Origin of the sequence: Paenibacillus larvae subsp. larvae (assembly GCF_002003265.1) — a bacterium.
Classification (GTDB): Bacteria; Bacillota; Bacilli; order Paenibacillales; family NBRC-103111; genus Paenibacillus_H; species Paenibacillus_H larvae.
In genome coordinates, this window is the sequence record NZ_CP019687.1 from 1,951,924 (window position 1) to 1,964,324 (window position 12,401).

Sequence of the window (12,401 nt, forward strand, 5' to 3'; positions counted from 1 at the left end):
TTTCGTTCAACTTATATAGTCGCAATATTTCTCGTAAACATTCCACCATTTGCGTTATTAATCTGTTCAGTAATTTTTTCTCCTTGTCTTTTGTATTTTTCTATTAATTTTTTTGATCTTTCTTCACCCAATAAGTATCCTCGTATAAATGCAACCGCACACATTGTTTGACTTTCCTTAGTTAGCAAGATTTTTAACTCCTTTATTATTTATTGCTGTCCTTCTTAAAATATATCATAATTAATATAAGAGATTCAAAAAATATAAATAAAATAATATTTAAAAATAAAAATTATCGAATAATGACCAGCCTTGCACACTTTCAAGATTTCAAATTTTTCGTCTTTGGAATAGGCTCTTATAGACATAAAAACACTCCCCTTCAAGAACAGATTTTTATTATTTCATCTGCCTACCTAAAGGGGAGCATATCAAAGCCCGCCTCGAAGGTTGATGTATATTACTATTCCTTCTTACTGCACTTTTACCGGCACTATATAGCCCACATGAAGTAAGACCACAAATAATTCCATACATAATGCCTGTTTTAATGTCCCATACTGCCATATATGCAATACCTGCCGTGATACCAAGGATAACAGATAAAACCGGGGCAGACGAACCGGGAGTCCCATACCTTTCGCCATTTCTACAAGACCGACAATAACCGCGACAATGACAGCATCTGTGATTTCTATATTCATAGCGTCCTCCTAAAGGCTGCTCGCCAAAATGTGGTTATTAAGCCATGCCAGCTCATCAACGGTAAGACAACGGTTTTCAATCTTAACCATCCAATTCCAGTCTGTAAATTTACCTGCATTCCAGGCTTTCCCCATGTTGACATAGAGTTGTTTCCACTGCCAATCTTCCAATTGTAAGGTTCTATTCATGTCTTCTTCCTCTCCTTCGCTGTATGCTTGTTTAATCCTCTCTATAAAGCTTGGCACTCTTCCCTCATCCAGCATTCTGTGCGGGCAGTATTTACCGTTCCAATGCTTGTGCGGAACCACATTTCCAATAGGAATGCAAAACTGTTTCATAAGTTGAGCAATGACAATAGCCGCATTATCCTCGGCCTTGTAATAGCGGTTGCCGCCGGACTTGGAGTAACAAATCTCTACGCCGATAGATTGGCGGTTCCCTGTTCCGTTCCCGTCTCCGCAATGCCATGCATTTCGATCAAAAGGAATGCCCTGAACAGCTTCTTTATCGTCCACAGCAACGTGGAACGAAACCTCGTTATTGTTCCCGATCATATAGCGAATCTCATTTTCTGCTGGGGCATCATTATAGGTATTGTGAAACGTAATATATTTCGGTGCCATTTTATTCGGACATTTAATGCCATATTTACTTGGGTCTACTAACATTTGTCTGATTTCCATCATTGGGCTTCTCCTTCCCCGGGTTTTCCTTTTAGAATCCCTTTGATCTCGGCAATATCACTTGAAAAGAGGCTAAAAGACTTAGCTTGCTCCCGGATGACTTCCTGGTTCTCACTAATGGTCTTTTGATACTCCTTCTCCCGAACTTCATTTTTCTTCATCGTGGTAAACAGCAGCCAGATAAACAAAGCACCAAATATCTATTTAGCGCCGTATTAAAAATTTGTTCCTCCATTCATGGTTCCCCCTGTTAATTCTTTCATCACACTTCAACTATAATTTTAAAAATTCCTAGAGGAGCATATATTTTTTCACTTATCAATGAAAATTGCATTTCCATATGTCCCCTCCTGTTTTTGAGCAATAAAAAATGCGCCTCATTTAGCGCTATTAAACTTCTTCTGTATATTCCAAAATGTAATCCTCCACAGCACAGCGGTAATCTGGATTCGTTATGTCCTCTATCACATACGTTTTTTTCGTTTTCGGGTTCAAACCACCGTTTACAATTCTATCGGCGCAAATTCTCACTACAACCATGTTTACCATTATAAAATACCTCCTGCTTCTTTATCGCTTGCTAATAATAAAGCATCTTCTACTTCTTTCACTTGTTGTTTCTCAGGTGTCATGGTCTGAATTTCTTCTAAGATTGGTTTTTTTGTTTCCTTAATATGATATACATGATCTTTTAAGCGCCCGGTAAATCCTCCATACAAACTCGCCCAATGTAGCACTTTAGATGTGTTCATTATTTCTCTTGTAAATTCCCCCAGCATATTTTCTGAGTACATCATAAATGTATACTTGTCATCAGAAATGACATCTAGTTCCATTTCCCGATATTCGATCAGAATCAATTTTGGTTTAAAATTTAATTCATTTATATCCAAATAATAAGTTTCACCATAGTCTAGGTTTCGCCTAGGTATGGTTCCCTCTGCCCATTTCTTCCCCGTATTAATTTGTTTTATCTTTGTTGCTAAGTCTGTGAATGTGTCCTCTTTTACCGCGGGCACTCCTTGGTCAGTAATGGCCTTAGCAACTTTGTCTTTCCCATCACTGACAGAGGTAAAAAGCTCGCTAATCGTAGTTTCAACATCTTTGCCACTTCCGGTTTGGATATCAGCCGCAGCAAGCACCACATCCCCTGTTTTGCCGTTTACGGAATTGACGGGGATCAGGGAACTTTCAATTTCCGCTGTCACGTTTTGAGCGTTACCGACTATGACTATTACGTCAATGGATTTTTCAACAATATCTGCTCCGCCTGCAGGAGGGATATACTCTATTTCCCGAAAGTAAAATCCTGTTGTCACCTCTTGATTGGATAGCACCGTCCCTATAACTGCTTTTCCTGCGGTTTGTATGTTTAGCTTTGTAATTGGTAATGACTTTTTTTCGTTAATCAATTTGTTTAGCGTCATAATAGACTGTCCTGCGAGCTGCCCATCCCCAATGCCAACACGAGTATATTTCAACTCTACGCCAGTCTGAGCTTTGGCTTGCAAATTGCGGCCCTTTGTTGTCATCAACAGGCCTCCAAACGCGCCCATCTAATTCACCTGCCTTACTGTCATTTTTTCTCCCACATGAAGCACGCAGCCAACGTAAAGCGACATTTCTTCCGTCTGGGAGAGGATCACTTTTTCCAATCGTGCGCTGAGTCTCTTCACAGACTCCACAGCCCGGTAAAACTCTATAGCCTTATCCTGTGTCACCTCTGGATTGTTTGTCATAACCCGGAAATGAAACGGATTGCCCCCATACTCAAACCATTCCTCGACCCTTCCTTCCTTCTCCGAAAACGGTTTTCCAGAAAAGGCTGCATGAGGGGATTCAAGGCCGTTTTTTTTCCTTCAAAGAAATGGCAGACCGGCTTGTCGTACAGATCGCCCTGCTGGCAACAGGGGCCTGCCTGGATTTGATCGGCATCTCCGCCTATATGCTTCTGCTGGCAGCTCTAACTGGCGGAATTGCGATTTTCTCTATTTTTTGGATAAAAAGATGGAAACTGGATGTTCCGTCAATTTGACGATGGAATCACTTATAAAGAAACAGCAAAAAATACTTCCCAGGAAGATATTTCTTCATAAGGCCGGGGAAACGCTGTTCTCCCCTTTAAGAAAAGCCCGGTTTCCCTGTAAAAACAAAAATGAAGGGCTTCCCCGTCTTTTAAAAGGTGGAGAAGCCCCAGGCTGCCGGGAAAGTCTATGAAATTCATCGCCTACTTTCTCTACACGTTCTCCTCTTTTTACTACGTGGTCAAACGCAAGCCTATAATTCCGATAATAATGAGGGCCAGAAAAAGAAACTGGGTTCTGGAATACGATTCTTTGAACCAGAAAAATCTGACGAGCACGATACCTACGGAACCTACACCTGCCCATACCGCATAGGCCACTCCTGAAGGAATGATCAGCATCGCCTGGGTAAGAAAATAAAAGGAAACACCCAAGCCAGCCGCTATGATAATTAATGGCGTTTTCCGCTTGAATCCGTCCACGTACTTCATCGCTACAACGGCTATGATCTCCTCAAGTCCGGCTAAAATCAAATAAAACCATGCCATTACTCTACACCTGCCTTCTTGTGACCGGAATCCTTATCTCCGGTAGATAACTTCATGCCGATAATACCGGTTAGCAATATGAGCAGAAATACAATCTGCGGAATGGAGAAAGGTTCTCCCAGATAAATCCCCATGACATAAGTTCCTATTGTCCCGATTCCGACAAAAACCGTATAAGCAATTGCCACCTGTATTCGCTTGTATGACTGGATAAGCAGTACATAACTAATTGTGATCAGCAGAAAAACTCCCGCCCATTCCACAAAAGTCTCCGCATACTTCAAACCCGATGCCCAAACAATTTCCAAAACCGCAGCAACTAAAACCAAGATCCATGCCACGATGCATCAACCTCCAAATAATCCAGATATACATAACTGATTACGAATCATTTTTAAACCAAAAAAATTAGCGGATCGCCCGCTGAATAAACGAGAATACCTCCTGCTTTAACCCCTTTGCGTCATGCTCTTTTTGATGGTTTTCTGTAAAGTAGTAGTTCTCCGCCGCCTGTTCTATAGAGTTGATAATCATCTTTACCAGGTTGGCGGTAATCTTTACACTGATTTCCCCCCGTTCCTGTGCTGTTCGCAGCTCACCCTCCAGCCACTGATAATAAGGAGCATAGATTTGCTCCCATCTTTCAAATGAATGATTAAATGCAACTCCTGAGTAGCATAGGATAATAACTTCACGAAACGATTGGGTAATCGTGAATGTACTTTCAATAAGAGCCTGAATTTTTTCCCAGATCGTATCTCCTGCGGCAGCATGGCTTTTGATATCAGAGAACAGCTTTTCCAGAATAAGCTCAGCTATAGCCGGAATAAGATCATTCTTCGCCTGGAAATAAATATAGAAGGTCCCATGGGCGACTCCCGCTCTTTTGGTTATTTCCGATATGGAGGTTTTGGTAAACCCTTTTTCCAGGATAACCTCAATGGAAGCGTGCAGTATCGCCTGGTACTTTTCCTCTTTTTTATAGTTCACTGCATGTTCCCTCCCCTCCGAATTCAAAAATGATTAATAATCAGTTTATATAAAAATCGTACTATATCTGATTATCCGCCGCAACTTTTTCTTTAACCCGCAATCCGTTTTCCCATGCAAGGTGAACCCGAGCCCCTAATATATCTGACTGAATCTTTAAAACCCTTGATTTATAAGGGTTTTTCTTGTTCGTATCTGTTCGTATCCGAGTGAATTATGGTGATTCCGAGTACATTTCGTCCCCAATTTGTCCCCAATGGGGACATGGGTGTGCAGATTAAAAACATACCAAATTTGTAATTTTCTATTGCCTGTACAACATTTAAGATGTAAACTAAATTCTGGTTATATCTGGATTTTCTGAAAAGGAGTTGGAATAATGAAGAAGTTTTTAAGTATTGCCATGATCGTTGCACTCGTGGGGGTATTGGCAGCTTGCGGGGACAAATCTAAAGAGGCAAACAAACCGACTGCAACAGAAGCACCTACAAAAGAAAGCAAAAGTAAGGTAACAACGGCGCAACAACTGGCTGAAAAATTTAAACAAGAAGGACTTGAAGTTGGGGAGATCAGAAAAATGGAAGCGCAAGACTACGGGATCATCCCGAAAACGGCTAAAGAGGGTATTAGAGTCTTTACCCCTTCATTAGGAGAAGACGCTGGCGGACGGGTGATGTTATTTGATAAAGAGGATGAGCTTAGCAAGGTAAAAGAAGCATACGATAATATGGGTAAACAAAGTGCCTTGTTTTTCTCACACACATACGCAAAAGGAAATTTTCTATTACAAATGACTGGTGAGATGAAAGAAGACCAGTTTAAAAAGTACCAGGATGTTATGGATAAGGCCATCGATTAGGTATGAAATTTGGTGTACGTAAACCAAGCATTAAGAAATCACTCTCAACCCGGACAAGCATCAAACGACAGGTTATACATAGATCCGGTTTAAAGATGCCGCGCGGGGATTGTTTAAATAAGCCCTTCGGGGCTTTTTATTTTTCGTGAAAAACACATAAACTTGTTAATTAAAATAAATTTATGTTAAAATAATGATATTAGGCATATACTAAAAAAGACCGCAGACGCTATGAACGTCTACGGCCAGCAACAGCCGCACAATAAGCGGTCGGCTTATAAGGGTTTTCAAACGAAATGGATCGTTTCCTTACCGAGGGCGATCTATTTCATTTTCTGGATAAACGTTAGTAGCGCTAGAATAAACATTCCGAATAGGAACATTAATTGAAGAGCCTGAAACGTCTCCATTGGCGTCACCCCCTTTCTAATTAAGGGGTATGCGCCGACCGCCCACGTAAGCCACTATTGCTTGTACCATTGTACCACATATTACCTTTTATTAAAATTGTCCGCAGCCCTTCGGGGCTTTTTATTTTTCGTGAAAATATGCGGGAGTTTTTTGATATCTAACCCGTATTGTCTTCGTTTTGCTTAAATTGTTGTTCCAACATATGCTCAATTTCCTTGGCTATAGATCGTTTATTTATCTCGGCTTGTTTTTTAATACGTTCGAACAGGTTTAAGTCAAGTCTTAGTGTAAACCTCTTTTGTTCCTCCATCCTACTCACATCCTTCTGACGTCTTTTCGCCACCATATTACTAAAAAAAAATTATTTTGTAAACATATTGACGTCATGATGACGTCGTGTTATATTTAGCATGTGACGTCTATAAGATGACAAAAGACATCAAAAATAAGCTGGCGAGTTAACGCGGGAGGTATCGTAAGAAATGAAAAGAGAAGTAGCATTCAAGGGATTTTATCGTACTCTACGTGAGATTCAGGGGTATGAAGCCCAAGCTAAAGCAGATGGGCACTCCTGTAACATCTCAAACTGTTGGAAAATGGCTGAAATGAGGGCACGGAGATACTGCAAGTCTTTGGTGTTTGAGCACGGCTGGCAAGACATACACACCAAAAAATATTATAAATAACATGGGGCTTCGGCCCCTCTAAAGGAGGAAATGAACAATGAAACTTGTTCAAAAAAGAAACGGATTTATCATTTACCAAGGCTTTTCCAACGATTTCAAATCGTATGCAGTTTTTCATGATTTTTATCTGATTGACGACTTTGAAAACCTGGCTGACGCCGAGGCGTTTTGCGACAGGGAAGATGTTGACGATTGGGGTAGATGGATAGCATCTTATCGGGAGGGAATCGACAATGGGTTACTTTGGATCGGTTGAAAATTACCTTGATCACCTTAGGGATTCTAACGGACCCCCTGAAAGTATGTTCGTGGTTATATTGAAGCTTTTGCTATGGTCGGACCATACAGATGCGGTGATTGTTACGCGGGTACGTAATTTAGTCACCGCCTATGATAAAATCAAGTAATGGAAAACCGAATAGGAAGGATTTACAATAAAAAGAAAGATCACGCATCACACATAAAAATATGAGAGGGTGAATAAAATGACTACCGCATATAAAGCTGATCAGAGCAGAGGTAAATCCGCATTACAAATTGCTGAGATTTTAAATAATTGCGAACTTCTGTTGCGGTTAGAGATTGAAGATTTAGGAAGCAAAATAGTTCTACATATTATCACAGATTCCGCAACTGTACAATATGTAGAAGTCACTAGAGACGGCATGCTGAGTTTTCTTAGAAAACTCAGAGAGTATGTCATCCGAAAAGGTGATATAGATGAACTGCTGGAAGAAGTTCAATATTTGGAGGAATAAGGGAGGGTTAGAATTGGGAATAATTAGACTTTGGAAATGGTATAACCCAGATGGTTTAGATGGATGGGACCTTGGAGAGGGGTACTCTATTAAAAAACCTGATGTGAAGGGCGTAAAATTTGAAGAGCCTCAAGATTATATATTGCCCGATGGATACCAAATAATAGAGTTTGATGGCGACCTTGAGGTATTTGACTCCTCAGGAAAACATTGTAGTATTGTGCAACTAAAAGGCGGCCCAGCATTAATAAGTAGACATGAATACGCAGAGCTGCGTTCCGCTTAATTCAAAAGAGCCTTTGAGGAAACACCTCAAGGCTCTTTCTGTAATGGAGGTTTTGCATATACCACCCATATTATACCATTTATTAAGTGAGGTGTCTACCCAGTTGCAATTGAATTCTTCTATTCTCCGATGCTTTTCGCATCTCTTCCCTGCCTGCATGAATTCGATCTGATACTTCTGAGAATTCTTCATCAAATGCCTTTTCATGTTTCAAGGTTTCAGATACCCCATCACGAATAAATCTTTTTAGTTCTTTTCTCACAGCGCTCACCCCTCCAGTTTTTGCTAATTCCTTAAAGGAACTCAGTTTCGTTATTGTTATTAATCCAACGTTATTTGTTAGTAATGAGTACGATTTTGTTACTATACGATGGTTTTTTGTTACTGAGTGAGCATTTTCTGTTACTATCCCTTCTTTACAGCGCTCTTACCGGCACTATACAGCCCACATGAAGTAAGACCAGAAATAATACCAAACATAACGCTTGTCTTCACATCACCTGGGAAGTAAACAACACCTGCTATGATGCCCAGGATAACGGAAAGAACGGGAGCCAGACGAACTGGTAGTCCCATTCCTTTCGCTATTTCTACAAAACCCACGATAACAGCAACCAGTAAAGCATCTGTAATTTCTATATTCATAGTGAAAACTCCTAATCGTTTATGGTGTTCTGCACCACCGCTTTTTTACTGACGTATCTCGGTCTTCCCTTCCGGGCCTGTTACTCCACCTACCCGATTTACTAACGCCCAGAACAAACCAGTTATCAGCCTGATAGATAGTGCCGTTCCGCAATCCACCTATCTAACTCGGTAGATCGGCTAACCTCTACGTGTATCTGATTTTTCATAGCCGTCTACCTTATAAACTACTCGCCAAAATGTGGTTATTCAGCCATACCAATTCATCAACGGTAAGGGTGTGGTTTTCGATCTTAACCATCCAACCCCAATCTGTAAACTTCCCTGCATTCCAGGCTAACCCCATATTGTCGAAAAGCTGTTTCCACTGCCAATCTTCCAGTTGTAATGTTCTATTCATGTCTTCCTCTCCTTCATATGCCTGTTTAATACGTTCTATAAAACTCGGCACTCTTCCCTCATCTAACATTCTGTGCGGGCAGTATTTACGGCTCCAGTGCTGATGTGGAACCACATTCTCAACAGGAATGCAAAACTGTTTCATAAGCTGGGCAATGACAATAGCCGCATTGTCCTCGGCCTTATAATATCGGTTACCGCCGGACTTGGAATAACAAATCTCTACGCCGATGGACTGACGGTTTCCTGTTCCGTTCCCATCTCCGCAATGCCATGCATTTCGATCAAAAGGAATGCCCTGAACAGCTTCTTTATCGTCCACAGCAACGTGGAAGCTAACTTCTCTGTTGTTTCCAATCATATAGCGAATCTCATTCTCCGCTGGAGCATCATTGTAGGTATTGTGAAACGTAATATATTTTGGTGTCATCTTGTTTGGGCATTTAACACCATATTTGCTTGGGTCAACTAACATCTGTCTAATTTCCATCATTCAGCACCTCCGTTTCCTTTTAGAATCCCTTTGATCTCCGCGATATCACTTGAAAGAAGGCTAAAAGACTTTGCTTGCTCCCGAATGACTTGCTGGTTCTCACTAATGGTCTTCTGATATTCCTTCTCCCGCACTTCATTTTTCTTCATTGTAGTAAAAAGCAGCCAGATAAACAGCGCACCAAATATCCCGGTATTTAGCGCTGTATTAAAAATTTGGTCTTCCATCCTCTCTCACCTCCACTTGACATATCGTTTTACGCTCTTTTTCCGTGATATACCCTTTTTCCACAGCTCGCTCCAACTGCCTTGGGGTTACGGTTTGGTTACACCAGCAATAATAAAAGTGGGGATACAGTTCACTTTTCATTCCTCATTCGCCTCCTCTTGGTCAACAAGCACATAATTTAGTGCTTTTTGCAAAGCTTTGATCTGTTTCTCTATGACCTTCATCGGATCAGGTGGGTCAGGACGATTTTTGATCTGATCAATTTCCTCAGCAGAAAGTCCCTCTTTCCAGACTTTTCCCTTAAAATCCCAAATAGGCGTATAAATCGGCATGGGTAAAGGATCAAATACGACAGTATCATCTATGGGCACCTCTTGATCCAAAAGATTAAAATAGTTCCCGTCTTTCTCTATGAGTGCCAGTGCCTCTACATATTTACCTGCTTTGTCTACTCGACTGGCTTGTATGATCTTATCCATCTCAAACACCTACCTTTGTCCGTAAAATGTGGAGGGGAAAATGGTAAACGAGACAAAACCGGGTAGCCCATAACTTTCTACCAATACCTCTCCACTGGGATACACACCCAGAAATTGAATAGATCTGGAGTAGTCTGCAAAGTTGATCATCAGACAACCAACGCGGATTACACCACTTGGGCGAAACCCAGCCGGGAGGTTGAACAGGGGTGTGCCAAACTCAGTTTTAGTCCCTGAGCAAGTGCCATAAAGGTGGACATAGCCAAATTGGTCCTTGTAATAACAAACCCCTTTAACTTCGCCTGCTTGTACGTACCAACCATTCAAAAACGTAGGTGTGTACTGCCCCGCGGGTTCGCCTTTCAGGGCGTATGCTCGAAGATCATTTATACTTGGAGCTCCAACATGTTTGGCCATAAGTATCACATCCCCGGTCTTACCGTTGACGGATGTTACGCCAAATTTACCGCCCCCCTTGTCCTTCATTTCTTCCAGCCAGTCTTTCCATTCTTTTTCAAAATCCGCGGTTCGAGAGTCAAACCAATGTTTAAATTGATTAAAAATAGTGGTAGTATCGGCCTGTATAAGGGAGTTAACAATGCCGCATACAGTTTTGTTTAGCCTCTCATCTGTTATTTGGTAAGCTTCGATATAAGATTTACCTTTTACTATTTTCACTTGCGCCAGGCTGATTTCAAACACGTTGTCGTTACGTGTTAATGCAGGAGGGCTGGGACTAGTCGAGGGTGTCCCTTCTTTAACAAAAGCCTTTAAATACCGATGTTCTAGTCGTTTATCCAAACGCACAACTACCCGATCAATACGATCCAGCGTAGCATGTGGATAAGGGTGCTGTAGGTTTAGCTTCGTATCCTTTACGGCATATAGATATCCTTGCAACCAGGCATAACCTGGCTGAATATAGGTTTCCATGTTTTTACCTGTGCTTTCTACCTTAAGATTTGTGCCGCCGTTAAACACGCCGTCACTTAGGACTTGTCGAAAATACTCGGCAAATTCATCTGCCGAGTAGAGTCGCTCGTCCGTATCCGTCGAATCAAAAAATCTGTAGGTTTCTGCCAACCTCATCAACTCCTTAGTTTTCGTCCTATTACATCCGCTAGTGTCGGAATACTGTTACCAAAAGTAACATCTATGCGAACTTGGGAGGGTTCATATACTTCCGCTACTTCTGTAATTCTTGTGTTCATCGTCAACCCCCACTGACGGTTTAGCACAGTCACGACATCCCCTAAATCGTAATCCTTACGGTAGGTGAGATTGGATTGGGTTAGAATCTTGGCTTCGAGAGACTCTACCCGTTTTACTTCCGCCAATTTTTCACGTCCTCTATCCGTCAGCATTGTCTTTATCTGCTCTTCTGAGAGAGGTTCTGAGCCCTCTTCTTGAGTCCCAACGTCCCTGGCATCGACAAACATTTCATATCTATTTAGACCTGTTGATGTACCTACCGTAACGATTTTCCGATCTTCTCCCTCGCCTTGTCCACCGACCACAGCTATGTTTTTATACCCTATCGCACTATTGGTATAGCTTTGGCTCTCAATGTTGTCATACGCCGTGCTAAAGATAGCAGGAGGGCGGACATCCTGGTCAGCCGTTAGGTTTCGTCCGGTTAACATATCAAATACATATCGCTGGCTTTCAATATCTAACGATACCTCCCAGCCCATTTGGGACATCAGGCTAAGTTTCTCTACTTCTTCGCCTAGCGGCTTGTATCGCGTTTGAAACTGGATTTTCTCCCCGCGTCCCTGATCAGGCGCACAAATTAGTCCTGGTACGGTACGTTCTTGGTCAACCGGATTTACGCAATTATGTTTAATGATTTGTTTAATTACAGTTTCAATAGGTGCATTAAAATAGTCATGGGATTTTCCTTCGGGAGGATACGTAATGCGTCGACCAATTAGACTAGCCAGCAGGTTCCCCTTAATGATGAGTTCCTCCGCCCCGTCTTCATTTAGCGTAATTTCCCTATGCTTGATAATAGCAGCTTCCTCCGGGCGACTAGCTTTAAATAGGATCACGTCTTCCTGGAGTTGATCCGCATTTTGCATGAAAGGATTAATGCGCAGTTCGACTTCACCGGGTTTATGCCAACGGCGAATCCATTTCAGGGATGTATACGAGTCCACCTCTCCCAAAAGATTAAAATCCGTGTCTATGAGTCTGATAGGCTCCAT

At 41.6% G+C, this 12,401-nt stretch carries 23 protein-coding genes and 3 pseudogenes; 6 read left to right on the top strand and 20 right to left on the bottom strand.

The genetic code is table 11. The features are described from left to right. Window positions 1-11: 11 nt before the first annotated feature. The 7 genes and pseudogenes from BXP28_RS22715 to BXP28_RS10095 all read right to left on the bottom strand — a co-directional run bounded on the left by BXP28_RS22715 (window position 12) and on the right by BXP28_RS10095 (window position 3,127). Entirely contained in the window at window positions 12-188 is a 177-nt protein-coding gene (locus BXP28_RS22715; RefSeq protein ID WP_158225777.1) for a hypothetical protein, read from the bottom strand. A gap of 285 nt (window positions 189-473) precedes the next feature. Continuing rightward, window positions 474-704: a hypothetical protein gene (locus tag BXP28_RS10075; RefSeq protein WP_024094803.1), complete on the bottom strand. Its 231-nt coding sequence runs from the start codon at window positions 702-704 to the stop codon at window positions 474-476. Window positions 705-905: 201 nt separating this feature from the next. Then, a pseudogene (locus BXP28_RS10080) lies at window positions 906-1,388 on the bottom strand (peptidoglycan recognition protein family protein); the annotation flags it as partial. Beyond that, a pseudogene (locus BXP28_RS10085) lies at window positions 1,388-1,623 on the bottom strand (BhlA/UviB family holin-like peptide). The pseudogenes BXP28_RS10080 and BXP28_RS10085, both read right to left, overlap by 1 nt. 155 nt (window positions 1,624-1,778) lie before the next feature. Beyond that, complete coding sequence (locus tag BXP28_RS23260; protein WP_167552501.1) at window positions 1,779-1,937, bottom strand: hypothetical protein; 159 nt, start codon at window positions 1,935-1,937, stop codon at window positions 1,779-1,781. Further along, on the bottom strand, window positions 1,937-2,920 hold the full coding sequence (locus tag BXP28_RS10090; protein ID WP_152659182.1) for a hypothetical protein: 984 nt from the start codon (window positions 2,918-2,920) through the stop codon (window positions 1,937-1,939). The genes BXP28_RS23260 and BXP28_RS10090 overlap by 1 nt, the downstream gene beginning before the upstream one ends. A gap of 24 nt (window positions 2,921-2,944) precedes the next feature. Next, on the bottom strand, window positions 2,945-3,127 hold the full coding sequence (locus BXP28_RS10095) for a hypothetical protein (protein WP_226989752.1): 183 nt from the start codon (window positions 3,125-3,127) through the stop codon (window positions 2,945-2,947). A gap of 128 nt (window positions 3,128-3,255) precedes the next feature. Between BXP28_RS10095 and BXP28_RS22720 the strand changes: the two genes are divergently transcribed. Beyond that, the gene (locus tag BXP28_RS22720) at window positions 3,256-3,423 is read left to right on the top strand and encodes a hypothetical protein (protein ID WP_155116279.1); all 168 of its coding nucleotides are present in this window, start codon (window positions 3,256-3,258) and stop codon (window positions 3,421-3,423) included. Window positions 3,424-3,645: 222 nt separating this feature from the next. Here BXP28_RS22720 and BXP28_RS10100 read toward each other — a convergent pair whose 3' ends face one another. The 3 genes from BXP28_RS10100 to BXP28_RS10110 form a co-directional block, all read right to left on the bottom strand. Continuing rightward, window positions 3,646-3,960, bottom strand: a complete 315-nt coding sequence (locus BXP28_RS10100; RefSeq protein ID WP_023485248.1) for a DMT family transporter — start codon at window positions 3,958-3,960, stop codon at window positions 3,646-3,648. Beyond that, window positions 3,960-4,301: a DMT family transporter gene (locus BXP28_RS10105; protein WP_023485249.1), complete on the bottom strand. Its 342-nt coding sequence runs from the start codon at window positions 4,299-4,301 to the stop codon at window positions 3,960-3,962. Before BXP28_RS10105 ends, BXP28_RS10100 begins: the two co-directional genes overlap by 1 nt. Before the next feature lie 67 nt (window positions 4,302-4,368). Then, window positions 4,369-4,950, bottom strand: coding sequence for a TetR/AcrR family transcriptional regulator (locus tag BXP28_RS10110; protein ID WP_023485250.1), 582 nt, complete (start codon window positions 4,948-4,950; stop codon window positions 4,369-4,371). A gap of 379 nt (window positions 4,951-5,329) precedes the next feature. On the opposite strand from BXP28_RS10110, the gene BXP28_RS10115 reads away from it, so the two are divergent. Beyond that, a complete protein-coding gene (locus tag BXP28_RS10115) occupies window positions 5,330-5,809 on the top strand; it encodes a hypothetical protein (protein WP_023483154.1) in 480 nt (159 codons plus the stop codon). 323 nt (window positions 5,810-6,132) lie between these two features. On the opposite strand, the gene BXP28_RS10120 is transcribed toward BXP28_RS10115, so the two are convergent. Continuing rightward, window positions 6,133-6,219, bottom strand: a complete 87-nt coding sequence (locus tag BXP28_RS10120; RefSeq protein WP_077584997.1) for a putative holin-like toxin — start codon at window positions 6,217-6,219, stop codon at window positions 6,133-6,135. A gap of 158 nt (window positions 6,220-6,377) precedes the next feature. Next, the gene (locus BXP28_RS10125; RefSeq protein ID WP_077585034.1) at window positions 6,378-6,530 is read right to left on the bottom strand and encodes an Arc family DNA-binding protein; all 153 of its coding nucleotides are present in this window, start codon (window positions 6,528-6,530) and stop codon (window positions 6,378-6,380) included. Window positions 6,531-6,943: 413 nt separating this feature from the next. On the opposite strand from BXP28_RS10125, the gene BXP28_RS10135 reads away from it, so the two are divergent. The 4 genes from BXP28_RS10135 (at window position 6,944) to BXP28_RS10145 (ending at window position 7,950) form a co-directional block, all read left to right on the top strand. Continuing rightward, on the top strand, window positions 6,944-7,162 hold the full coding sequence (locus BXP28_RS10135; protein ID WP_036656321.1) for a hypothetical protein: 219 nt from the start codon (window positions 6,944-6,946) through the stop codon (window positions 7,160-7,162). After that, window positions 7,140-7,313, top strand: a complete 174-nt coding sequence (locus BXP28_RS22725; protein ID WP_158225779.1) for a hypothetical protein — start codon at window positions 7,140-7,142, stop codon at window positions 7,311-7,313. Before BXP28_RS10135 ends, BXP28_RS22725 begins: the two co-directional genes overlap by 23 nt. 78 nt (window positions 7,314-7,391) lie before the next feature. Further along, window positions 7,392-7,664: a hypothetical protein gene (locus BXP28_RS10140; protein WP_036656319.1), complete on the top strand. Its 273-nt coding sequence runs from the start codon at window positions 7,392-7,394 to the stop codon at window positions 7,662-7,664. Between the two features lie 13 nt (window positions 7,665-7,677). Then, window positions 7,678-7,950, top strand: coding sequence for a hypothetical protein (locus tag BXP28_RS10145; protein ID WP_036656316.1), 273 nt, complete (start codon window positions 7,678-7,680; stop codon window positions 7,948-7,950). Between the two features lie 82 nt (window positions 7,951-8,032). On the opposite strand, the gene BXP28_RS10150 is transcribed toward BXP28_RS10145, so the two are convergent. From BXP28_RS10150 to BXP28_RS10180, 8 genes and pseudogenes are all read right to left on the bottom strand, one after another. Beyond that, window positions 8,033-8,212 (bottom strand): hypothetical protein, encoded by a 180-nt coding sequence (locus tag BXP28_RS10150; RefSeq protein WP_036656314.1) that lies wholly within the window; start codon window positions 8,210-8,212, stop codon window positions 8,033-8,035. 143 nt (window positions 8,213-8,355) lie between these two features. Then, the gene (locus BXP28_RS10155) at window positions 8,356-8,595 is read right to left on the bottom strand and encodes a hypothetical protein (protein ID WP_036656312.1); all 240 of its coding nucleotides are present in this window, start codon (window positions 8,593-8,595) and stop codon (window positions 8,356-8,358) included. A 400-nt stretch (window positions 8,596-8,995) separates the two neighbouring features. After that, window positions 8,996-9,484, bottom strand: a pseudogene (locus BXP28_RS10160) (peptidoglycan recognition protein family protein); the annotation flags it as partial. Continuing rightward, on the bottom strand, window positions 9,484-9,714 hold the full coding sequence (locus BXP28_RS10165) for a BhlA/UviB family holin-like peptide (RefSeq protein WP_036656310.1): 231 nt from the start codon (window positions 9,712-9,714) through the stop codon (window positions 9,484-9,486). The gene BXP28_RS10165 and the pseudogene BXP28_RS10160, both read right to left, overlap by 1 nt. Next, entirely contained in the window at window positions 9,695-9,856 is a 162-nt protein-coding gene (locus BXP28_RS23265) for a hypothetical protein (RefSeq protein WP_167552488.1), read from the bottom strand. Before BXP28_RS23265 ends, BXP28_RS10165 begins: the two co-directional genes overlap by 20 nt. Then, on the bottom strand, window positions 9,853-10,194 hold the full coding sequence (locus BXP28_RS10170) for a YomQ N-terminal domain-containing protein (RefSeq protein WP_036656307.1): 342 nt from the start codon (window positions 10,192-10,194) through the stop codon (window positions 9,853-9,855). Before BXP28_RS10170 ends, BXP28_RS23265 begins: the two co-directional genes overlap by 4 nt. Before the next feature lie 9 nt (window positions 10,195-10,203). Further along, window positions 10,204-11,277, bottom strand: coding sequence for a hypothetical protein (locus tag BXP28_RS10175; protein ID WP_051428011.1), 1,074 nt, complete (start codon window positions 11,275-11,277; stop codon window positions 10,204-10,206). A 5-nt stretch (window positions 11,278-11,282) separates the two neighbouring features. Further along, window positions 11,283-12,401, bottom strand: a complete 1,119-nt coding sequence (locus BXP28_RS10180) for a siphovirus ReqiPepy6 Gp37-like family protein (RefSeq protein WP_023484575.1) — start codon at window positions 12,399-12,401, stop codon at window positions 11,283-11,285.

Excerpts from the sequence above, each read along its gene's own strand:
- BXP28_RS10120 (WP_077584997.1), bottom strand. The coding sequence starts at position 6,219 with ATGGAGACGTTTCAGGCTCTTCAATTAATGTTCCTATTCGGAATGTTT.
- BXP28_RS23260 (WP_167552501.1), bottom strand. The coding sequence starts at position 1,937 with ATGGTAAACATGGTTGTAGTGAGAATTTGCGCCGATAGAATTGTAAAC.
- BXP28_RS10115 (WP_023483154.1), top strand. The coding sequence starts at position 5,330 with ATGAAGAAGTTTTTAAGTATTGCCATGATCGTTGCACTCGTGGGGGTA.
- BXP28_RS10165 (WP_036656310.1), bottom strand. The coding sequence starts at position 9,714 with ATGGAAGACCAAATTTTTAATACAGCGCTAAATACCGGGATATTTGGT.
- BXP28_RS10100 (WP_023485248.1), bottom strand. The coding sequence starts at position 3,960 with ATGGCATGGTTTTATTTGATTTTAGCCGGACTTGAGGAGATCATAGCC.
- BXP28_RS10180 (WP_023484575.1), bottom strand. The coding sequence starts at position 12,401 with ATGGAGCCTATCAGACTCATAGACACGGATTTTAATCTTTTGGGAGAG.
- BXP28_RS10125 (WP_077585034.1), bottom strand. The coding sequence starts at position 6,530 with ATGGAGGAACAAAAGAGGTTTACACTAAGACTTGACTTAAACCTGTTC.
- BXP28_RS10155 (WP_036656312.1), bottom strand. The coding sequence starts at position 8,595 with ATGAATATAGAAATTACAGATGCTTTACTGGTTGCTGTTATCGTGGGT.
- BXP28_RS10095 (WP_226989752.1), bottom strand. The coding sequence starts at position 3,127 with ATGACAAACAATCCAGAGGTGACACAGGATAAGGCTATAGAGTTTTAC.
- BXP28_RS10075 (WP_024094803.1), bottom strand. The coding sequence starts at position 704 with ATGAATATAGAAATCACAGATGCTGTCATTGTCGCGGTTATTGTCGGT.
- BXP28_RS22725 (WP_158225779.1), top strand. The coding sequence starts at position 7,140 with ATGGGTTACTTTGGATCGGTTGAAAATTACCTTGATCACCTTAGGGAT.
- BXP28_RS10135 (WP_036656321.1), top strand. The coding sequence starts at position 6,944 with ATGAAACTTGTTCAAAAAAGAAACGGATTTATCATTTACCAAGGCTTT.
- BXP28_RS23265 (WP_167552488.1), bottom strand. The coding sequence starts at position 9,856 with ATGAAAAGTGAACTGTATCCCCACTTTTATTATTGCTGGTGTAACCAA.
- BXP28_RS10140 (WP_036656319.1), top strand. The coding sequence starts at position 7,392 with ATGACTACCGCATATAAAGCTGATCAGAGCAGAGGTAAATCCGCATTA.
- BXP28_RS10170 (WP_036656307.1), bottom strand. The coding sequence starts at position 10,194 with ATGGATAAGATCATACAAGCCAGTCGAGTAGACAAAGCAGGTAAATAT.
- BXP28_RS22720 (WP_155116279.1), top strand. The coding sequence starts at position 3,256 with ATGGCAGACCGGCTTGTCGTACAGATCGCCCTGCTGGCAACAGGGGCC.
- BXP28_RS10090 (WP_152659182.1), bottom strand. The coding sequence starts at position 2,920 with ATGACAACAAAGGGCCGCAATTTGCAAGCCAAAGCTCAGACTGGCGTA.